Source organism: Candidatus Flexifilum breve, from assembly GCF_016713355.1.
The window spans coordinates 754,092-774,502 of sequence record NZ_JADJPI010000004.1 but is presented as its reverse complement, the minus strand read 5'-3'; the positions used below and the strand labels follow the sequence as shown (position 1 = coordinate 774,502).

22 protein-coding genes are annotated in these 20,411 nt (G+C 60.5%); 14 read left to right on the top strand and 8 right to left on the bottom strand.

What is annotated here, in order from left to right; genetic code table 11:
- Positions 1–50: 50 nt before the first annotated feature.
- Positions 51–611 carry a hypoxanthine phosphoribosyltransferase gene (gene hpt / locus IPK17_RS04260; protein ID WP_343416423.1) on the top strand — a complete coding sequence of 187 codons (561 nt, stop codon included), beginning with the start codon at positions 51–53 and terminating at the stop codon, positions 609–611.
- Positions 604–2,091, top strand: coding sequence for a CCA tRNA nucleotidyltransferase (locus IPK17_RS04255; RefSeq protein WP_343416422.1), 1,488 nt, complete (start codon positions 604–606; stop codon positions 2,089–2,091). The genes hpt and IPK17_RS04255 overlap by 8 nt, the downstream gene beginning before the upstream one ends.
- A gap of 40 nt (positions 2,092–2,131) precedes the next feature.
- On the opposite strand, the gene IPK17_RS04250 is transcribed toward IPK17_RS04255, so the two are convergent.
- The 5 genes from IPK17_RS04250 to IPK17_RS04230 form a co-directional block, all read right to left on the bottom strand.
- Entirely contained in the window at positions 2,132–2,560 is a 429-nt protein-coding gene (locus tag IPK17_RS04250) for a M78 family metallopeptidase domain-containing protein (RefSeq protein WP_343416421.1), read from the bottom strand.
- Positions 2,560–3,144 (bottom strand): 16S rRNA (guanine(966)-N(2))-methyltransferase RsmD, encoded by a 585-nt coding sequence (gene rsmD, locus IPK17_RS04245; protein ID WP_343416420.1) that lies wholly within the window; start codon positions 3,142–3,144, stop codon positions 2,560–2,562. Before rsmD ends, IPK17_RS04250 begins: the two co-directional genes overlap by 1 nt.
- Entirely contained in the window at positions 3,144–4,127 is a 984-nt protein-coding gene (locus tag IPK17_RS04240; protein WP_343416419.1) for a uroporphyrinogen decarboxylase family protein, read from the bottom strand. Before IPK17_RS04240 ends, rsmD begins: the two co-directional genes overlap by 1 nt.
- Positions 4,128–4,130: 3 nt before the next feature.
- Complete coding sequence (locus tag IPK17_RS04235) at positions 4,131–4,436, bottom strand: hypothetical protein (RefSeq protein ID WP_343416418.1); 306 nt, start codon at positions 4,434–4,436, stop codon at positions 4,131–4,133.
- 79 nt (positions 4,437–4,515) lie between these two features.
- Positions 4,516–6,687, bottom strand: coding sequence for a glycosyltransferase family 39 protein (locus tag IPK17_RS04230; RefSeq protein WP_343416417.1), 2,172 nt, complete (start codon positions 6,685–6,687; stop codon positions 4,516–4,518).
- 65 nt (positions 6,688–6,752) lie between these two features.
- On the opposite strand from IPK17_RS04230, the gene IPK17_RS04225 reads away from it, so the two are divergent.
- From IPK17_RS04225 to IPK17_RS04215, 3 genes are all read left to right on the top strand, one after another.
- A complete protein-coding gene (locus tag IPK17_RS04225) occupies positions 6,753–7,202 on the top strand; it encodes a GNAT family N-acetyltransferase (RefSeq protein WP_343416416.1) in 450 nt (149 codons plus the stop codon).
- On the top strand, positions 7,187–7,666 hold the full coding sequence (locus tag IPK17_RS04220; RefSeq protein WP_343416415.1) for a GNAT family N-acetyltransferase: 480 nt from the start codon (positions 7,187–7,189) through the stop codon (positions 7,664–7,666). The genes IPK17_RS04225 and IPK17_RS04220 overlap by 16 nt, the downstream gene beginning before the upstream one ends.
- Before the next feature lie 90 nt (positions 7,667–7,756).
- Complete coding sequence (locus tag IPK17_RS04215; protein ID WP_343416414.1) at positions 7,757–8,464, top strand: alanyl-tRNA editing protein; 708 nt, start codon at positions 7,757–7,759, stop codon at positions 8,462–8,464.
- A 48-nt stretch (positions 8,465–8,512) separates the two neighbouring features.
- Here the strand turns inward: IPK17_RS04215 and IPK17_RS04210 are convergent, their stop codons facing one another.
- A complete protein-coding gene (locus IPK17_RS04210) occupies positions 8,513–8,875 on the bottom strand; it encodes a hypothetical protein (protein WP_343416413.1) in 363 nt (120 codons plus the stop codon).
- A gap of 22 nt (positions 8,876–8,897) precedes the next feature.
- On the opposite strand from IPK17_RS04210, the gene IPK17_RS04205 reads away from it, so the two are divergent.
- From IPK17_RS04205 to IPK17_RS04180, 6 genes are read left to right on the top strand one after another with little or no spacing between them, the layout of a single operon-like run.
- Entirely contained in the window at positions 8,898–9,512 is a 615-nt protein-coding gene (locus IPK17_RS04205; RefSeq protein ID WP_502748400.1) for an AAA family ATPase, read from the top strand.
- A 20-nt stretch (positions 9,513–9,532) separates the two neighbouring features.
- Positions 9,533–10,549: a tetratricopeptide repeat protein gene (locus tag IPK17_RS04200; RefSeq protein ID WP_343416412.1), complete on the top strand. Its 1,017-nt coding sequence runs from the start codon at positions 9,533–9,535 to the stop codon at positions 10,547–10,549.
- Positions 10,549–11,421 carry a tetratricopeptide repeat protein gene (locus IPK17_RS04195; protein ID WP_343416411.1) on the top strand — a complete coding sequence of 291 codons (873 nt, stop codon included), beginning with the start codon at positions 10,549–10,551 and terminating at the stop codon, positions 11,419–11,421. The genes IPK17_RS04200 and IPK17_RS04195 overlap by 1 nt, the downstream gene beginning before the upstream one ends.
- Entirely contained in the window at positions 11,418–12,203 is a 786-nt protein-coding gene (locus IPK17_RS04190; protein ID WP_343416410.1) for a tetratricopeptide repeat protein, read from the top strand. Before IPK17_RS04195 ends, IPK17_RS04190 begins: the two co-directional genes overlap by 4 nt.
- On the top strand, positions 12,200–12,703 hold the full coding sequence (locus IPK17_RS04185) for a hypothetical protein (RefSeq protein WP_343416409.1): 504 nt from the start codon (positions 12,200–12,202) through the stop codon (positions 12,701–12,703). The genes IPK17_RS04190 and IPK17_RS04185 overlap by 4 nt, the downstream gene beginning before the upstream one ends.
- Positions 12,681–13,202, top strand: a complete 522-nt coding sequence (locus tag IPK17_RS04180; protein ID WP_343416408.1) for a hypothetical protein — start codon at positions 12,681–12,683, stop codon at positions 13,200–13,202. The genes IPK17_RS04185 and IPK17_RS04180 overlap by 23 nt, the downstream gene beginning before the upstream one ends.
- On the opposite strand, the gene IPK17_RS04175 is transcribed toward IPK17_RS04180, so the two are convergent.
- On the bottom strand, positions 13,174–13,983 hold the full coding sequence (locus IPK17_RS04175; protein ID WP_343416407.1) for a GNAT family N-acetyltransferase: 810 nt from the start codon (positions 13,981–13,983) through the stop codon (positions 13,174–13,176). The genes IPK17_RS04180 and IPK17_RS04175 overlap by 29 nt on opposite strands.
- A 235-nt stretch (positions 13,984–14,218) precedes the next feature.
- Here IPK17_RS04175 and ileS point away from each other — a divergent pair, with 235 nt between their 5' ends.
- Positions 14,219–17,422, top strand: coding sequence for an isoleucine--tRNA ligase (gene ileS, locus IPK17_RS04170; protein WP_343416406.1), 3,204 nt, complete (start codon positions 14,219–14,221; stop codon positions 17,420–17,422).
- A 70-nt stretch (positions 17,423–17,492) separates the two neighbouring features.
- Here the strand turns inward: ileS and IPK17_RS04165 are convergent, their stop codons facing one another.
- Positions 17,493–18,266: an aminoglycoside adenylyltransferase domain-containing protein gene (locus IPK17_RS04165; RefSeq protein WP_343416405.1), complete on the bottom strand. Its 774-nt coding sequence runs from the start codon at positions 18,264–18,266 to the stop codon at positions 17,493–17,495.
- A 176-nt stretch (positions 18,267–18,442) separates the two neighbouring features.
- Between IPK17_RS04165 and IPK17_RS04160 the strand changes: the two genes are divergently transcribed.
- The gene (locus tag IPK17_RS04160) at positions 18,443–20,086 is read left to right on the top strand and encodes a helix-turn-helix domain-containing protein (protein ID WP_343416404.1); all 1,644 of its coding nucleotides are present in this window, start codon (positions 18,443–18,445) and stop codon (positions 20,084–20,086) included.
- Positions 20,087–20,203: 117 nt separating this feature from the next.
- On the top strand, positions 20,204–20,404 hold the full coding sequence (locus IPK17_RS04155; protein ID WP_343416403.1) for a hypothetical protein: 201 nt from the start codon (positions 20,204–20,206) through the stop codon (positions 20,402–20,404).
- The last annotated feature ends 7 nt before the right edge of the window (positions 20,405–20,411 follow it).

The following is a 20,411-nucleotide window of genomic DNA, read 5'->3' as shown; positions in this document are numbered from 1 at the left end:
TTGACATTAGGTAAAAACGAGACCAGCCACTAACCGAAAGCACATGCCGGATGCGTCACTCACTGGATCATTTATTGCAGGAAGTCTTGATTGATGAAGCGACTCTGCGCGCACGGGTGGAAGAACTCGGCGAGCAGATTTCCAACGATTACGCGGGCGCGCATAATCTACTGCTGATTTGTATTCTCAAGGGTGGGGTGATGTTCCTCACCGATCTGATGCGTTCGATTACAGTCCCGCATGAGATTGATTTTCTCTCTGTGTCCAGCTATGGCAAGGGCGCGCGTATGACGACGGGCAGCGTCCGCATCGACATGGATTTGAAGGCGGAAGTGATCGGCAAACATGTGCTGATCGTCGAGGACATCATCGACAGTGGGCACACGCTCAAATTCGTCATGGAAGTGATGAGCGCCCGCCAACCGGCCAGTGTGCGTTTGTGTACTCTGCTGGATAAGCCGTCACGCCGCACGATTGACATCAAGATTGATTACACAGGCTTTGCGATTGAAGATAAGTTTGTGTTTGGCTATGGGCTGGACCTCGACGAGAAGTATCGTAATTTACCCTTTATCGGCGTGGTCAAGCCGGGAGCGGTAGGGAATGTCTGACCTCATTCTGGTCTGGTCGGAGACAGTTCTCGATTTAGCGGAACTGTTGAGCGACCTGCGCGAGCCCGCCTACATCGTTGGCGGGGCCGTTCGCGACGCGGTGCTGCGCCGCCCGATCAAGGATGTAGACATTGCGACGGCGGGCAGCGGCATTGCGCTGGCGAAGAAGATCGCTAACCGTCTCAAAGGGGATTTTTACGCGCTTGACACCGGACGCGATGTCGGGCGGGCGCTCGTCGACACGCCAGAAGGGCGGCTGATTTTCGATGTGGCGGGCTTTCGCGGCGCGGATCTTGAAGCGGATCTGCGCGACCGCGATTTCACGATCAATGCGCTGGCCGTGCATCTGACGGGTGACTTGCAGAAAGTCATCGACCCGATAGGGGGCATCCCCGATTTGCTCAATCGGGTGCTGCGCCGCTGCGGACCCACTTCGGTCTGGGATGATCCGATCCGGGTGCTGCGGGCGGTGCGGCAGAGCGTGCAGCTCGGTTTTCGCATTGAACCGGAGACGATTGCTGACCTGCGTTCGAACGCTCCGCGGCTGATGGAAACCTCGCCGGAACGGGTGCGCGATGAACTCATGCGCATGCTGACGCTGCCCAAGCCCGTCAGTGCGCTGCGCGTAGCAGATGCGGTCGGCGCACTGGGCGTGGCGCTGCCAGAGCTGATTCCCTTGCATAACCTCAAACAGTCACCGCCGCATGTGGCCGATGCGTGGAATCACACGCTGGCCGTCGTCGATAACCTGCATGAAATGCTCGGCACGATGAGCCCCACGCGCGGCGACGAAGCGACGTCACAGTTCAGCATGGGCATGATCGCGGTCGCGTTTGGCCGCTTCCGCGCGCGGCTGGAAGAGCATTTCGCCAAAGTCTGGCCGGATGAACGTTCGCACCGGGCGCTGCTGCTGCTGGCAGCGCTGCTGCATGATGTGGGGAAGGGCGCGGTTATGCCTGCCAGCAAAGGCGCGCGTACGGTCTACCCGCAGCACGAGCAAGCCAGCGCGACGATTGCCGAAACCAAGCTCAGCGATTTGCATTTCAGTTCCGCGGAGCGCGATCGGGTGACGCTCGTCGTGCGCAACCACTCGTCCGCCGAGGTGTGGACGCCCCAACTGACACCCGTGCTGATGCACCGCTATTGGCGGCGGTTGGGGCCAGCGGGTGTGGATGTGATCTTCGTGACGTTAGCGGATTACCTCGGCAAAGTGGGACCGAAGATCGATCAGGATCGCTGGCTGCAGGCGCTGGAAAACACGAAGCTGCTGCTCAGCGCCTACTTTGAGGAGTACGAACGCTACGTCGAGCCGCCGACGCTGATCAACGGCAGCGAGTTGATGAAGCAGCTCAACTTGAAACCGAGCTCACTGGTGGGCGATCTACTGCAGATCATTCGCGAGGGGCAGGTCACGGGCGACGTGGAGTCTGTAGAAGACGCGCTGCGGGTAGCCCGAGCGCGTCTCAATCATAACGGGTGAGGTTTGGCTGACGAACCCGCACGGGCGAACCGCTCGTGCGTTACTGCTTGCCCAGCTCCTGCAAACGCAAGCTGGCTTCGGCTTCCGGCACTTCAAAGTGCAGGCTGAGGAGCTGCGGCGTGCGTGACGTCTGATTCAACTGCAAAATCATGTCAGCGGGCATGACGAGCATACGCGCAAACCGGCGTACGGCCTGATCATCCTCATCAAGGTCGCCGACCCCATGCTGCCCCCCCCACGGACTACCAATGATATTCCGTGCCAGCAGTCGCGCCATCGACATTTGCGGTGAGTACGGCGATGACAGATCCAAGCGCGCTGTCATCTGGCTCACATCGACCTCGTCCCACATGCCGGGCAGGGGCGACTGCAAAATCTTTTCGACCGGGATCGGTGGCGCGCTGATGTTGAACAAGCTGATGAATTCGCGAGCCACCGCTTCTAACTGCTGCATATCGACCACGCGCATTACTCCTCCAATGACTCCGCGTCGGTTCGCACTTTGGGATGAAGGAACAAGAGTAGAGTATTGCCATAGCGACGTTGATCGACCACCTCAAGTCGGGTGAGGTTGAGCGGTTGTTCCTCCGCTGGGTCGATCTGAACGATCACTTCAAGCTCCGGATGCAGCCAAGCCGGACGTTCGTCTAGCTGCTGCAGGCAGCGGAGCCAAAGATCTTTGTATTGTGGTGGCGCGATGTAGATGAAATTATAGCTGAGTTTCGGTCCCTGTTCCAAAAATATAAACGCATCCGCATGGGTGATTGTCGCACGCGGCGTGAATTTCGTCAGAACCAGATTCTCTTTGACCGTCTGGATGGCGCGCTTTTCGAGATCGACGAAAGTAGCGTGGGCGGCACCGCGGCTCAGGGCTTCGATGCCCACACTCCCCGTCCCCGCAAACAGGTCGAGGAACTGCGCGTCAATAATGTCACGCCCGATGATGTTAAAGAGCGACTCTTTCACGCGATCCATGATCGGCCGGGTGGTGTCGCCGGGGACGAGTTTCAACTGACGACCTTTGGCCGTGCCAGCAATTACGCGAATACCCATCAGATGTTTTCGACCGCTTCGCGCACGGCGCGGATATTCGAGAGCGGGGTGGTGATCATGGCCACGCACCCGGTGGACAGGACGAAGCGGCGCGCGTTGGTCTGGTGAATCGCTTCGCGCGCGGCATCACGCACGGTCGTCGGCGTGCCCTGATGCAAGTGCTCCCACTGCGCCAGCCCGCCGCAGACGGCGCCGTTGACGAGCGTCTTGCCGATGACGAGATCTGGCTCGCACTTGCGGTCATGCCAGTTGATGACCTGTGTCTTGTATTCGTGCGCGAACTTGAACATCGGCGCATCGCCGTGGATGTGCGTGATGTTCAGCCACCACTTCGACGGCAGCGCGTCAAGGATCTTCTTGTCGTAGACCAGCCCGAACTGACGGTATTCGTCTTCGGAGAGCGTGTCATAGCTGGCGTGCTGAATCGCGTAGAAGACGCCCGCAATCGGCAGCCGCCGCAGCGAGTCGATGAAACGCAGCGTCGACTCGGTGATCGTCGCCAGACCGCTGTGCACGCGATCCGGGTTGAGGCGCATATGCCGGATGAGGGTTTGCTTGCCCGCGATGTTTTTCGCCTGGGCCAACGGACTGAAGATCGTTTGCACGACCGGGATCTCTTCACCCAGTTCGTCGGTGATGAGGCGCAGGCAATCCACCTGCCGACCGAGACCGCCGCGCGTGGGGTCAAGCGGGCGCAGACTCGTCCAATCGAGCGATTTCTGGATAGCGTGGCGGGTGTAGACCCGCGTACCCTCCAGTGAACCTTCCCAATGATCCTGCACGCCGAAATCCGTCAGGCAAAAGCTGCTCGCCGGGGTAACTTTGACGAAATCCCAGTCGTAGGCGCGCTGGAAATCGACGGTTGAGCGGGCGAGGTCGGCGGCGCGCTGGTCATCACCGGGAAAGTGACGCCAGAGCGACACCGGGACGCGGTCCGTCGGTTCACCCGCAATCGTCCGCTCAAGCCGTTCGCGTTTATTCATCGGTCATTTGCTCGGTTGAGTCAGCTCGTTGATGCGCTGCTGTACCATGCGCTGCAGCATCTGGTAGCGGGAGACCGGATTCGTCTCCATCTCGCGCGAAACCAACCGCGCGGTGCTCTGGAAGCTTTCGAGCGCGCTTTCCTTGGCGCCGCCGGCCCGCTGCGCCAACCCCAGACCGTAATTCGCGTCAATGTGATCCGGCACAGCCTTTAAGACCGCCTCAAACCCCTTGATCGCATCGTTCTGTCGTCCTTCACGGTGCAAGTGCCATGCACGTGCGATAGCGTCTGCCTGTTCGTTCTGTGCCATCTCTACCTACATCCTTCTGCAAGCGAATTTGCGGTTAATTGTACTTTCGGTGGGAAAGATTACAAGCGCGTGTGTGCGCTCAATCTGTGCCCAGCGTGATCGGCATGGCTGAGCCAATCGTCAGCCCGTTGGAAGCGAAGAAGGTCAGCGGCGCCTGCGTCGACGTGAGGACTTCCACGGATAGGGTGGCTGGTTGATCCGGTGGCACGCTTAACGTATAGCGATCTGCCACATAGAGATTGGTCAGCCAGCGCCGCGTGGGATAGCCTCCGGGATGACGCGCCGGAGCGAGGGCGGTTGTGGCTTGAGTGAGCGGGTCAATCACCGACACCTGAACCTGATAGTTATCGGGCAAAAAGCGCGCGCTGCGCCAGTACAGCGTCAAATCGAGCGCAGCACCGGACCGATCCACGCGGTAGGCCAAGAGCTCCAGCCCGGTGTCGGTTTGCGCGCGCACGGACACACTGTCGGCGAGGCCGTAGCCGTTCGGCGCATTGAAGATGCCCGTCGAGAGGAACGCGAGCGCGAACAGCAGCACGATCAACAGGGCGCCGCCCACGCGGGCTTCGTCGAGACTCAACTGATCGCTTTCGACGTAACGACTGTGCGGCTGACGGTAGCGCCAGTACGTGATCAGCAGCAGCAGACCGAACGTTACCAATGTGCTGATCCAGCCCATTAAACGGGGCGGCGTGGTACCAAGTTCGACCACCAGTTCGCCGCGATCCGGTGTGGCGAGGTTGATCATCAGTCCGCCTTCCGGATGCGGGCTGACGCGCACGCTGTCGCCGTGGAAGGTGGCTGTCCAGCCGGGGAAGTAGCTGGTGAGGATTTGCAGTGACAGGGGTTCATTCAACAGCAATTGGAAGGTGTCGCTGTGTGTGGTGTGCGCCAGCGTGCCGATTTGTCCGCCATGCTGACCCGCCGCCAGCTTGCCGTTAAGCGCCGAGCTGGCGGCCAGGCTGGTTCCGCGCGGCGTGGTGGGGAGGGGCGCATCGGGCGGGAGCACGGCGATGCCGTAGCCGAGCTGTTCGTAGAGGCGCTGTGCTTCGGGCGAGGCATCCATATTGAGTTCAGTGCTGTCCGGCGCGATCCACACGGGGAACGAGAGGGCGAGGATCGCGGCCAGCGTCAGTGTCAGTGCCGCCCGGCGCTGGCGCAGGCGGCGTGCCGCACCGAGGCCGCTCCCGGCCACCGCCAGCGTAAACGCACCGATCCCCAGCAGCCACACTTGATACCGGAAGGTCAGCAGCAGAACGATGATGCCGACGGTCAGCACGGCGAAAATTGCGGGCAGCGCCAGTCGACGGCGGATGATCACCGGAACGCTGATGAGCGCGGCAGCGAGACTCGCCCACCCGAAGGTGAACTGCGCCGTCGGGATCATGGCGTCCGGGTCGAGCATGCGCAGCGGCGCGAAAAGCCCTGTGAGGCTGATGGTGGGGCGGAGATCTTGCCCGCGTTCCAGCCAGGTGACCACGCCGCCTTCGACGACGGCGGGCAGCCAGAAGATCGCGGCGATCAGCACGCCGAAACCGATTCCGGCGAATGGCAGCCACCGCCCGAGCCCGCGCTGGCGGTCCGGCACGCTGAGCCATACGCCCGCCAAAATCACCCCCGCCGCCAAGATGCGCGGTTCTGTCATGAGCAGCGCCGCGCTCAATCCGCCCGTGAGCAGGAGGTCAGTTGGCTCATTTTGGAGGACACAGCGATCAACGCTCCACAGTAAGGCGGGCAACAGCGCCAACCCGAGGACGACCGGCAGATCGCCGATGATATGCGGCGCGGTCAGCGCGAAATAGGGGCTGTAGACGTAGAGCAGGGTTGCGATCAAACCGGAGATGGCGTTCAGGCGGCGCGCGACGAGCGCATAGATCGAGAGTCCCGCCAGGATATAGGCGGCGATGTAGACCAAGCGCACGGCCTGCGCCGGGTCGTTGGTGTACAACTGCTGGATCAGCGCCGGAAGGTAGCCCGCGCCCGGCGGCGCATAATGTGGAATCGGCGCGCCGTACCCGGCGAGTGTTTCTGCCGACCAGCGCGGATACAGCCGTCCTTCGGCCAGCGCGCGCGCATACTCCGCCGTGCGAAAAATGTAGTTTTCGTTGGCGTTCTGGTGGAAGAAACCCGGCTGGAGCACGAACGACCAGCCCGCCAGCAGGCTGAAAGCCAGCGCCAGCAGCAGCCCCCAATCGGTGCGGCGTAGAGCGCGTTTCATCCACACAGGTAATTCGTTCGCAGGTATCGTCATCACCGCTTGATCCTGATTTCGGCTGGTGCTATGCTTGGCCGACGTATGCTTAATCATTGTGAACCATGTTGACTATTCGCGCCGCAACTCTGAACGATCTGCCGGAACTGGCGCAGTTCTGGCAGGAGAAAATCGTCCTGCAAGCTGATTCCCGTTATACCACATCGGTTGACCGTTGGGTGATATCAGCCACGGCGTGGTTAGGCGATGCGCGCTGCGTCATGCTGACCGCCGAGAACGACGGTCGCCCGGTCGGCTATGTGGTGGGATGGATTCAGCCGATGCCGGGACTCGCGGGCGATGCGCTCGGCCTGATCACTGAGCTGGCGCTTGACGCGCACAGCTATCAGGGTGGGGTCGGGCGCGCGCTGGTTGAGGCGGTGCGGGCGTGGTACGCCGACCGCGGAATCACTGCGCTCGCCGCGTGGTCGTCGCGGCGTTCTCCGGTCGAGCAGGCGTTCTGGCGTTCGGTCGGTGCCCTAGAGTGGATGGAGTGTTTGTGGATAAAGTCATAATTCGTCCGGCAGCGCCGCAGGATGTCGACGCGATTGCGCAGTTGTGGCTGGCGCTGGTTGGTTACCACCGGGAGATCGACCCCGATCTGCCCCCCGCCGCTCCGAATGGGGCGCTGCGGTATGCTCGCCGTCTAGTCGATCGCCTCGAAGACCCGATGACGAGCGTCTTGGTGGCCGAGACCGAGGGCAAAGTCGTCGGCTACGTGCTCGGCATGGTCGTCGACCTCGCGCCGGAGATGTTCGCGCAATCGCCGAGCGGTTTTCTCGCCGACATCTACGTCGACACGGCCTACCGGCGTCACGGAGTCGGGCGGGCGCTAGTTGAACACCTGAGCGCATGGTTTCGGGACAAGGGCCTGCGCTATTTTGAATGGCATGTTGCGGCGCTCAACGACGATGCGGTCGAATTCTGGCGCAAGGTCGGCGGGCGTGATGTGATGCTGCGGATGCGCGGGGAACTGTGAAGCAGTTAAAAGTGACGAGTCAAAAGTAAGTGCAGACAACCGCTGCTTTTAACTTTCGACTTGCAACTTTTAACTCATTTGGAGATAAACATGACTGAACTCCTCTATCAGCTCGACAGTTATCTGCGTGAATTCACCGCAACGGTGACCGCCGTTGATCCCGAAGCGCGCGTCGTGTATCTGGATCGCACAGCGTTTTACCCCGGCGGGGGCGGTCAGCCGTGCGACGCGGGCGTGCTCCAAGCCGACGGCGTGACCTACCCGGTCAAGGAAGTGCGGAAAGGGAACGCGCACATCATTGATGGGGATGCGCTACCTACCGTTGGCGCATCCGTGATCGGCGTGCTCGATTGGGAGCGCCGCTTCCAGTTGATGCGGACGCACACCGCGATGCATATCCTGTGCGGCGTGGTGTGGCGCGATTACAGCGCCGCGGTCACAGGCGGCAACATGGAACCGCTGGCCGGGCGCATGGACTTTGAGTTTGAGCGTTTGCCGCCGGAAGTCATCGCAGAGATTGAGCAGAAGATCAATGTGGAGATCGCCGCGGCGCGCGATGTGCGCGTGAAGATTCTGCCGCGCGCAGAAGCGTTCCAGATTCCCGATCTGATCCGCACGAAGATTAACTTGCTGCCGGAAGGCATCACCGAAGTGCGTACGGTGGAGATCGTCGGGCTGGACTTGCAGGCGGATGGCGGTACGCATGTCGCCAATACGCGCGAAGTTGGGCACATCCGCATCACTGATTACAAGAGCAAGGGCGGCATCAACAAGCGGCTGTACGTCGCGATTGAATGACTTCTGAGTCTGTAGGGGCGCACGGCCGTGCGCCCCTACAACAACGATTTAGCTTGAATGCTTCGCCTTCTCCGCTGTTTCTGCGTCCCAGTCGACCAATTCACCGTCATCCGATAGTTCCAAGCGCTTGGGCTTCTCGTATTCCAGCGCCGCCCGTAGTTTGGCGACTTCCTTCTCGATGTCACCGTCGCGGTTTTCCGCCATCCACGCAAAGATCGAGTGCATGGCGAATATGCCCATCCAGCCAATGAACACGGCGGCGATGAGGTTGGCATAGTTGCGTTCCCCAAAGGCGATGAGCGCCATCAGTACGAAGATCAACCCTAAGAGGTCGAGTGCCCACAGCCGCCAGCGGCGGGTGCGCTGGTTCACGCGCTTGGTTGCCAGTTCGTACAATTCCTGCTCAGACATCACATTCCCTATCGCTAACCCCATTACCCTATACGCGGCTGACTGCGAAACGGTTGCACAGGAACAGCTGGGTACAATAAGCGGCGAACAGGAGCGAAGTAATGAACAACCACGCATTTTCTTGATCACAGGGATTATGGCAGCGGGCAAATCGACCGTGGCGCAGGCACTCGCCGAGCGCTTGCCCAAGAGCGTACATGTTCGCGGGGATGTCTTTCGCCGCATGATCATTAGCGGGCGCAAAGAGATGACCGTGGACTACGATGACGAGGCGCTGGTGCAGCTTCGTCTACGCTATCGTCTGGCAGCCCAGACCGCGCACGCTTACTGCGACGCGGGGTTCGACGCGGTGTGTCAGGATATCATCATCGGCGACATGCTGCGCGAAGTCGTCGATCTCTACCGACTTGGTGGCTATCCCGTCTACCTAACCGTCTTGTGCCCGACGGTAGAAGCCGTTCTGGTGCGGGATGCTGGCCGCGATAAGGTAGCCTACCGCGATTGGACACCCGATAGGCTCGACCGGGAACTGCGTGAGTCAACGCCCCGGCTCGGACTGTGGTTGGACACCTCAGCACTGACGGTTGCGCAAACCGTTGATACAATCTGGGCACGTTTAGCAGAAGCTGCCATCTAACGGCAGGGAGTACGTAGGCTTTGATCAAGTCACTGGAGCGGGTATTTAGCGAATTTGTCATTTTTCTCGGCGCGGCGCGGCTGCGCGCGCTGTTCTTGCTGATCGCGGGGACGGGGCTGGTCAGCCTGATGCTGAACGCCGTGCAGGGCGAAACCTGGGTCGTGCCCGTGCAGTCGGCGCTCATGCTGATCGCGGCGTTCGGTTCGGCGGCGATCATCGTTACGCGCATGGAGCGCGAAGATCGTCAGCGCTGGATCGCGCTGCTCGTCCCCGCATTGGGGTTGATTGTGCTGGGGGTGTTCTTTCTGCCGAATTGGGCGCTGGCGCTGGTCGGCGCGGCTATCGGGTGGATCGTCGCCGGGTTGATCGTTTTTCGCGGACGCGCGCCCATCGAATACCAGAAGGCGATTCGACATCTGCGCCACAACGAGTACGAAGAAGCCGTCAAAGTCATGGACGGCATGATCAAGGACGAACCGAATCAGCCGAATCACTACCGCTTTCGGGCGGAACTGCTGCGTTTGTGGGGTAAGCTCGACCGAGCGCGGCGCGATTACCAGAAGATGACCGAAATAGACCCAACCTCGGCCGTCGCGTTCAACGGGCTGGCCGAAGTCAATTTGCAGGCGGGGCGCTTCACGGATGCGTTGGCCGCCGCGCATAAAGCCGCGGAACTGGCGCCCGGTGAATGGGTCGCGCTGTACAACCTCGGCATGATTGAAGATCGCCTCAGCCAGTCACAGAATGCCATCGAGCACCTCACGCAGGCGCTGTCCGCGGGTGTGCGCGATGCGCGGCACCGCTTGCTCATCCGCTTCTACCTCGTGCGCGCCTATGCGCGGCTCGGCGATACGGCCAATGCGCAGGCCGAGCTGATCACGCTGCGCAAAGACAAAAGCGGCATCAGTGAATGGACGACCATCCTCGCCAGCGATCAGGCGGAAACCCTGCGCGCGGTGATCGGACAGGATGTCGAATTGGCGACCCAACTCATCAGCGGGGAACTGGATGTGATGGCGCTGGGAGCGGCCTCGTAATGCGCCGCCAATGGCTGGTCGGCGTGTATGTGACGTTCGTGCTGGCGTTCGTCGGCCTCGTCGTCTTTATCGGCGGGCTGGCCGCGGAACTGTTCAGCTCCCGCGCGCCGCAGGATGCGCTTAATCTGTCGCCCTATGTGGTGTTGGCGCTCGGCGGGTTGTGTCTCGCCGCGCTGATGTTCGTCTTCTGGTTTGGGCTGGTTGGCGTGCTGCTGGCGCGGCAAACGCGCGCGCAGGGATCCGGTTACGGCGAAGCCTACCGCTTGATCGAGGCGTTCAAGTTCCGTGACGCGATTCCGCTGCTCGAACGGTCGATCCGCGAGGGGAAAGAGACTGCCGAAGTGCTGATGCTGCTGACGAGCGCCTATGCCTACACGGGACAGCTCGCCAAAGCGCAGGCGACCGCTGACCGGGCGGTGCAGTTATTCCCGAATGATCCCGACTCCTATATCACGCTGGCGAATGGCTATCGTTTGCAGGCCGCGTATGATGAGGCGGCGGGCACACTCATGCGGGCAGCGACATTGTCTCCGGATCAACCCGTGATCTGGGCGGAACTCGGCTTCACGCAGCGGTTTGCCGGCAATGAAGCCGCCGCCGTCGAGTCATTTGAGAAGGCGGCAGCCCACGCCATGCCCGCGCCCTACGGGGTGCGCGTGTTCTATCATCTGTCGAATGCCTATTCCGCGGCGGGCGAGACCAAAAAGGCCATGCGCGCCATCGCCAAGATGATGAGCGCGCGTGACGGTCTGGTGACGTGGAAGTCGGGCTTGAAACCGCTGGAAGGCACGGCTTATGGCCAGGCGCTGCGCTATGAAATCGCCGCGATTGACCAGGCTATCGCCGATGCGGACGCGGGGAACCTCGGATGATCTGGGCGATTTCGCGCATCCGCAAAGACTTCAAGACCTGGGATCGCTTCACGCAGGTCGCCGTGATCAGCGGGGCGGTGCTGGTCATTCTGCTGCTGGTCGTCGCCATCACCGTGCCCGACCTGCGCCAATCCGCGCTGATTGGCGTGGGGGGCTTGCTTGTCGTCTCGGAGCTCGCCGTGCTGTGGGGCAACCGCGGCATGATTTCGCTGTATGGTCAGGCGCAGCGCCATTACCTCGAAGGGGAGTTTGGCGCGGCAGTCGGCTTGCTGGAAGGCGCGCGCGCACGGGGAAAAATTGATGCGCGTTCGCTCACACTGCTGGGAAATTCGTACCGCCAACTCGGGCGGCTCAGCGAGAGCGAGGGGGTTTTGTCAGAAGCTGTAGACAAAGCTCCAGATCTCTATTTCCCGCGCTATGGGTTTGGGCGTACACTGCTTGCAAAGGGTGATTATGCGGGGGCGGTGGAGGCGATCCGTCAGGCGGTCGCGCAGGGGGCGCCAACGGTGGTGCGCCTCGACCTGGGCGAAGCTTATTATCGCTTGGGGGCATTCGACGAAGCGCTGATCGAGCTGGACAGCACGGTGCCCGATGAATCCTATCGTAAACTGATGCGCGCCTACTTACTCCATCAAATCCGCTTCAGTTTCTCGCCGCCATCCCCCGACCTCATTCGCGAGGGCTTGCCGTACTGGATTGCCAGCGCAGACCGGTTTCGACACACGCTCTACGGTGAGGCGCTCAAAAATGACATTGAAGACTTGCAGGGAGCGTTGAATTGAGCACGTCAGCAGAAAAGCGCAGAAGTTCTTCCATTGTCCGCTACAGCCTCATTGCCGGCATTGTCGGCATTCTGATCATTGGGGCAGGGGTTGTCTCGTTCTTTGTCGATCAGGCCTCACGGCAGACGCCGTTTGATATTCAGCCGCCGCCCGGCGCGCTGTATTGGGGCGAAAGTGATGTTTCGACCAATTCGCGTAACATGTATTACCGCGTTGCCGATTCGATTGACAACGTCGTGAATTACTATCAGCAAAAAATGAACGAGCACTACGGTGATGCAGTTGAACGCTGTATCCGCATTCCCGCGGTGGGCGAAGCGCCCCCGGCAGAGACCGGTCAGAGCGTGCCGTTCCAGTTTAGCTGCATGTTCGATCATTCCGGCTTCCGCTCGACGCAGTACACGCTGGTCGTGATTTACCCGGGGTTGGCCAATCCTGATCCGAATCTGGATGCGGCGGGTATGACCGTTGTCAAATATGAACAACTCTGGCAGTCCTGACGACGCCGATCAAGCGAAACGTCCGCCGTTTCTCCTGATAGCCTTGTTGATAGCCTTCGGTCTCGCGTTGATCGTAGGCTTCAATATTTTGCGCGTGTTGTACGGTGTGATCGCGCCGCCGCTGCCGCCGCTGCCGGATCGGGTCACGCAGATCAGCCATGAGAGCGAGGCGTACGGCGCCGATATCTGGAGCTATACCGCCGTCGATGATCCGTGTGCCGTCGCGACGTTCTACGAAGCGCAGGGCGGCACCTGCGAATACACGCCGCTGCAGTGCAGCGAACCGGGATCCGCGCCGTTCAGCGAGCTGGCGCAGTCGACGGTTGCGCGCTGTCACGGGAACGTTGCCTTTTCGATCTTCAATATGCAGTGGTGGGCGCTGGTACTGCGCAACAACGACACGCCGAACACGCCCACCACCATCAACCTTGAGCGCGAAGTCTTCTGGATCGGCACCGGGCCGCGTGCCGCTACGCCTGCTCCCAGCGGTAGCGGATGAGCGATTCGTAGTGCCCAAAGCCAATTCTCTGGTAAATCGGGTAGCCGGATGGTGAGGCGAACAAGGCGCCAATGTGACAGCCGGCGGCGCGCGCGTCGAGCAGCGGGCGCAGCGTGATCGCCTTGCCAATGCCTTTACCCCGCGCGTCCGGCAGCGTACCAATCCCGTAGATTCCTGCAATTCCCGCGCCGTAAAACAACATCCCCGTCGCCACAGGCACATCATCCAACCAGCCGAGGTACAGCGTCCACGGGGCATGGTCGAGGCCGCGCCGCAGTGTGGCGTCGTGCCACGCGTCGCCGACGGCGGTTGGCTGATTGAAGCTGGTGGCAAACGTTGTCGCCCACACCCGTACTTGTGATTCGCTTGTCACCGTGGTGATGCGAAAATTCGGCGGGGTAGTAGTGGTCTCATCCATGTGGTGGAGAGCAACCGCCATCGCAGGCGAGTCATACGCCTTCTCGAAACCATGTTGTTCGAGCTTCGCGCCAATTTCTGGGGGCTGCGTCTGCCCGCCGACCCACCACATGACGGCTTTCGTCCCGGCAGCGCGGTAATCGGCGAGTGTCTCTTCGATGACTTGGTCCGCATCAGCGAGGGTGAAGCGATTGCGCCCAACGGAGTTGAACATCGCGGATTCAATCCCGGCGACGCGGCAGCGGACGAGGGCGGGGGTCGTAATCAATTCGGCACGGGGCAGGCGGCCAAACGTTTCGATCAGGGCATAGGCGTTGTCTTCGGCGGCGGCTTCAAGGTTCGGCGGGGAAGCTTCCCGAAACATAGAGTCTCTTTTCTGTGGGATTGGGCAAACCAGTTCATTATAGGAGCAAGGGGTTGAATCTTCACTTAACTGCAATTTTGCGTCATAATACTAAGACGATTCTCCCCATTGGTTATAAGGAGGTGATCCGTGATGGTGAGGGGTCTGCTCACATCACGGTCGATTGCCCCCTCTATGCGAATACGACGCTAGACGCATCGACCACTAACCCGTATCGACATAGAGAGGATGAACCATGTTCAAGGCAGTCAAACCGGAAGTTGACATCCAGAAATTGGAACGCGAACAGCTGGACTTTTGGCGGCTGAATCGCGTATTTCAGCGTTCGATGGAAGAACGCCAAGGTGCTCCGCGTTACGTGACCTATGAAGGCCCGCCGACCGTCAACGGCACGCCGGGTGTGCATCACGTATTGGCGCGCGCCTTCAAAGACATTTTCCCGCGCTATAAGACGATGCGCGGTTACTACGCGCTGCGTAAGGGCGGGTGGGATACCCACGGCTTGCCCGTCGAACTCGCGCTCGAAAAAGAGCTCGGCTTCACGCAGAAACGGCAGATTGAAGAGTTCGGCATCGCCGAATTCAACAAGCGCTGCCGGGACAGTGTGCTGCGCAACATCAGCAAGTGGGAAACGTTCACCGAGCGCATGGCGTACTGGACGAACCTCGACGACGCCTATGTGACGTTCACGAACGACTACATCGAGAGCGTGTGGTGGATCCTCAAGCAGTTCTGGGACAAAGACCTGCTCTATAAGGGTTTGAAGGTCGTTCCGTACTGCGCGCGCTGCGGCACGCCGCTGAGCAGTCACGAAGTCTCGCTCGGGTATCAGGATGTCGAAGACCCGAGCGTATTTGTGCGCTTCCCGCTGCGCGACAAGCCCGGCGTCTACTTCCTCGTGTGGACGACGACGCCGTGGACGCTCCCGGCCAACGTTGCGCTCGCCGTGGGCGCGGATCTCGACTACGTGCAGATCGAAGGCCCCGTGCAGGGCGGCGAAGGCACAGAAAACCTGATCATGGCGGCAGCGCTGGTCGACAAGGTGCTCGCCCACCGTGAAGAGTACAAGATCGTCAAGCACTTCAAGGGCAAAGACCTGCTCGGGATGCAGTACAACCCGCTGTACACCTTCCTCCCGGTCGAGACCAAGTACGCCTATGTCGTGGCGGGCGATTTCGTCAGCACTGACGACGGCACGGGCATCGTGCACATCGCCCCGGCCTTCGGCGTGGACGATATGGCGGTCGGCAAGGAGAACAACCTGCCCGTGCTGCAAACGGTCGGCGCGGATGGCAAATTCATCGACGCGGTGACGGAATGGCGCGGTGTGTGGGTCAAGGACGCCGATCCCGAAATCACGCGGGATCTCAAGCGGCGCGGGCTGCTCTACAAGCAGGCGCGTTACGCGCATACCTACCCGTTCTGCTGGCGCTGCGGCACGCCACTGCTGTACTTCGCGCGTGACGCGTGGTTCATCCGCGCGACCGAGTACCGCCAGAAGATGATCGACCTGAATGCGACGATCAACTGGGTGCCGGATCACGTCCGCGATGGGCGCTTCGGCAACTGGCTGACGGAACTCAAAGACTGGGCGCTTGGGCGTGAACGTTACTGGGGCACGCCGCTCCCGATCTGGATCGACGACCAGACGGGCGAGTCGCTGGCGGTGGGCAGCGTCGAAGAATTGAGCCGATTCGCCGGGCGCGACCTGACGGATCTCGATCTGCACCGTCCGCATGTTGACAACATTGTCTTCCCGAACCCGAACGGGCGCGGCGGCATGATGCATCGTGTGCCGGAAGTGATCGACGTGTGGTTTGACAGCGGCGCGATGCCGCTGGCGCAGTGGGGTTACCCGGCGCACAATCAGGAAATGTTCGCGGAACAGTACCCGGCGGACTACATCTGCGAAGCGGTCGACCAGACGCGCGGGTGGTTCTACACGCTCCACTCGATCAGCAGCATGTTGTTCGAACAGGTGTCGTTCAAGAACGTCATCTGCTTGGGGCACATCCTCGACGCCAAGGGCGAGAAGATGTCCAAGAGCAAGGGCAACATCATCGACCCGTGGGAAATCTTCAACGCGCACGGGGCCGACGCCTTCCGCTGGTATCTGTTCACATCGGGGCCGCCCGGAGAACCGCGCCGCTTCTCGAAGGACTTGGTAGGGGAGGTGATCAGCCGCTTCTGGCTGACGCTGTGGAACACCTACAGCTTCTTCGTGACGTACGCCAATCTCGATGGCTGGACGCCGAACAGCCCGCAGCCGCCCGTCGCCGAACGCGACCTGCTCGATCAGTTTGTGCTGGCGGAACTGCACCAGTTGGTCAACGAAGTGACCGAAGCCTTCGACAACTACGATGTGCCCGGCGCGACGCGCCCGATTGAGCAATTTGTCGAGATGCTCAGCAATTGGTATGTGCGTCTGAGCCGCCGCCGTTTCTGGAAGTCGGAGAGCGACGCGGACAAGCAGGGCGCCTATGCCACGTTATATGAATGCTTAGTCACCGTGAGCAAGCTGCTCGCGCCGACGATGCCGTTCCTCGCGGATGCGCTGTATCGCAATCTGGTCGTGGAAATCGACCCGAAAGCGCCGATGAGCGTGCACCTCGCGCTGTTCCCGGAAAGCAACCCGGCATTGCTCAACGAAACGCTGGTGCGGGATATGCGCTTGGTCGAAAAGCTGGTCAGCCTCGGGCGTGCCGCGCGCGAATCGGTGCGGATGGGCGTGCGCCAGCCGCTGGCAGAAGCTCGGTTCGCGGTGCAGCCGCGCGAGGCCGATGTGGTCACGCGTTACGCCGAGCTGATCATGAGCGAACTCAATGTTAAGGCAGTGGGGACGCTCAATGCGACCGGGGATGTCGTGCTGTTCAAGCTGAACCCGCTGCAAAGCCTGCTCGGCAAGAAGCTGCGCGCCGACTTCCCGAAGGTGCAGAAGTGGGTGCGCGACGATGCGCCGGTCGAAGACAAGCGCAAGTGGGGCGAAGCCCTGCTGAGCGGCCAAAGCATCACGGTGGAGCTGGACGGCAAGCAGTACGAGCTCGCGCCGGACGAAGTGCAGGTCAGCCGCAGTGCTGCCGAAGGCTTCGCGGTCGCGGAAGACGGCGGCTATCTGGCCTCACTCGACACGCGCCTCACCGACGACCTGATCGACGAAGGGTTGGCGCGTGAAGTCGTACGCCGCGTGCAAAGCCTGCGCAAGGACGCGGACTTCAACATCGAAGACCGCATCAACCTGCGCTATCAGGCAGGCGAACGGCTGAGCAAGGCGATCACCCGTTTCGCCGATTACATCCGCGCGCAGACGCTGGCGGAAACGCTGGAGCAGGGCGAGACGAACGGCGACTTCGTGAGCGCTACGTATCAGCCGGACGAAGACCCGAAGAAGGACACCTCCATCGACGGCGAAACGCTGGCCATCGGCGTCAAGCGCGTCTAGTCACACTGTACAAGTAAAAAGGACGAGGCCATGCCTCGTCCTTTTTGTTTGGTCTAACAATCGACATAGGTCACAAGGCTGCGCGGATCTCGTCCCACATGAAGCTGACAAAACGCAGGGTTTCCGGCAGGGTAGCCGCGTGATCCACGACTGCGCCCGGATCGAGTCGCCATGTCAGCGCATGGCTGATGAGCGCCGCCCAGGCTGGATAAGCCGCCATCGCCCATTCGGCTGCTGCCTGTTTCGACACATGCTGGCGGTGGCGCAGCGTATACAACCCCCGACACAAGGTGATGATGACATAAGCTTGTGACGGACGGCTCTGGATGTGGTCGAGATAGCCGCCGTCCCATTCCAGCAGCATCGTCGTGATGGAAGTGATGAACTCGTCAGTCGTGACCGGGGCGATGATCGTCGCGGGCGGTACCCCATACAGCGTGATCCCCGATGTTAGCACGTGATACCAGTTCATCAGCCAGTCCGCGCCCGCCTCGATGATGTGGAAGGGTTCGCCGGGGCTGATGTTGCCCATCGGGTGACGTTCGGTTTTGAAGGTGGCGAGCGCGTGCACGCTGTAGTACTGCACTTCGATGCGGTTGTCCCACTCGGGCAGTTCTGCCACGATCTGCGCGTGCATCTGCTCGATAGCAGCGGCCTCTGCCGGGGTGAGATCCGACGTGAGCGCGGCGAGTAGGTCAAGATCGCTAATGCCGTCGGTGAACGCGCCGAGCGCTGTAGATCCATAGAGATACAAGCCGATCAGCTTGTCACCAAAGATCGCTTGCTGCCGCTGCAGCAGAATCTCCAAAACGGCGTTGACGTTGGGGTAAGGGGTTGGTTTCATAAGCTGCAATTATATCAGAGGAAACGCTGGTAGAATTCAACAATCTACGCATGTGTCACGGTGAGTTTGTTGGTGAATAGTGACAAAAACCCGTGCGATAGCCTCGTCAAAATGATTGTATGATTTCGCTGACCCTGTGCATACAATCGTGGAATAGTCTAAGTGGATTGTTGAGTATGGTTGAAAATCACAGCGCCACCCTGCAAGCCCTGTTACAGTATGCGCTTCCGTTGGGAACTCAATTGCTCGCTGGCATGCCGGAGAAGACAATCACCTGGGCTGTAGTGGTGCAGACGCAGCCGCCCGCCTTTCCCGATGTCTATGGCGGTGAGCTGGCGCTGGTGTCGATGGATGTACTGCGCAGCTATGATGCGCGCATCACGCTTTCGGAAGTGGTGCGTGGGCTGGCAGAAGTGGGAATCAGTGCGGTGGCAGCGAAAGACAACATCGCCATGACCGCGGTCGATGTCGCGAACGAGTGCGGCGTGGCGCTGCTGGCGCTGCCCGAAGAGACCAGCCTGCCACGCATCGAACGCGCCATCAACACACTGATTGTCAATGCGAAGGCGCAGATCGCCCAGCGCGCGATGGAAATTCAACGCCAACTGGCGCGCAGTGCCGCCGAGAACCGCGATCTCAACAGCCTGCTGCAGATCATGGCGCGCGCCACCGCCAAGCCGATGGTTGTGCATGACGACGCTGGCGTGCTCATGGCGCAGGTGTATCCGAATGTCGCGCGGCGCACGCCGACCGGGAGTGGGCGCACCATGATGCAAAACCTCCCCTACAGCGCCTTCCAGAATTGGCTGACCCGCGAAACCCCGCCCGCTGAAGGCATCACGGTGCACAGCCCGCTCGGCTATACGACTGTGCTGCGCGTCGAGAAACGCGTAGCCGGGTATCTGTCGATGGTGGACAACCGCGAAACGCTGGACGATTTTGACCGCATGGTGCTGGCCTATGGCGCAGATGTGTGCGCCATTGAACTGGCGAAAACCCGCGCGATTGCGTTTGCCGTCGAACAGGCGCGCGGTGACTGGGTGCAGATGTGGCTAAGCGGCACGCCGACCGACGATGATATGATGTCGACGCGCGCCCAGCAGGCCGGCTTTGACCCCACCGCGAACTACATTGTCGTCGTCTATCGCGCCATGACCGATTCCGGGGCGGGGCTGCCGCTGGAATCGCTGCTGCCGCTGGTACGCGATGATATGGCGCGCCGCCCGCTGAATGGCTCGGTCGGGCAGTATGTCGACGTGATTGTCGCGCTCTACCCGCTGGAAAACCCCTCGCATTTGCCGCGATTACGCCGCATGGTGGATGAAGTCCGCTCACAGTTGGCCGCGCGCACGCCGAGCGGTTTGGTCGCTGCAGGCATCAGCCGACCGTCGGCGGGGCTGTCCGCGCTGCGCGAGGCCTACCGCGAAGCGAAGGATTCGGTCAGTATTGCCAATGAACTCGGTGACCGCGAGCAGACGACCTTCTACGGTGATCTCAAGCTGTTTCAGCTGTTGCTGGCGCTCAAGGAACGTAACCTCGATCACCTGCGCCGTTTCTATAATGAAACGCTCGGGCTGCTGGTCGAACATGACGACCGCAAGCAGGGTGATCTGATCCGCACGCTGAGCGGTTTCTTCGAAGCCAATGGCAATTTAGCCGAAGCTTCGAAGATGCTGGATGTGCATCGCAACACCTTGGTTTACCGTCTGGGACGCATCAGCGAGCTCACCGGACTCGACTTGGAGAAGGCCGATAACCGCCTAATTTTGCATCTGGCGCTCAAAGTTCAGCGGGTTTTAGCCATCATTCCGGGCAAATAAGAGGAAATTCGTCCAATTTCCCCTCATTTCGCTAGCGCGATTTTAAGAATATGTGGTAGAATGTCGCTTGTAAAGCGTAATTTAGATCGCGCGTATACAGAAAAGGGGTTTTCCAAAATGAGCGTTGAGTTCTACGATGTTAAAACCCGCCAGAAGGTGTCAATCGACGACAAAAACGTGCTGAAGACCACCTTCACCACCGCGAACGGTCAGGTTCGCTACGGTCTGCGTGGCAAGACGAAGGATGGGCGTATGCTCACCAAGTTCGTCAGCAAGGCGGACTGGGACAAGTCGAAATACCCGGAAGAAAAGAAGTAGTAAATAT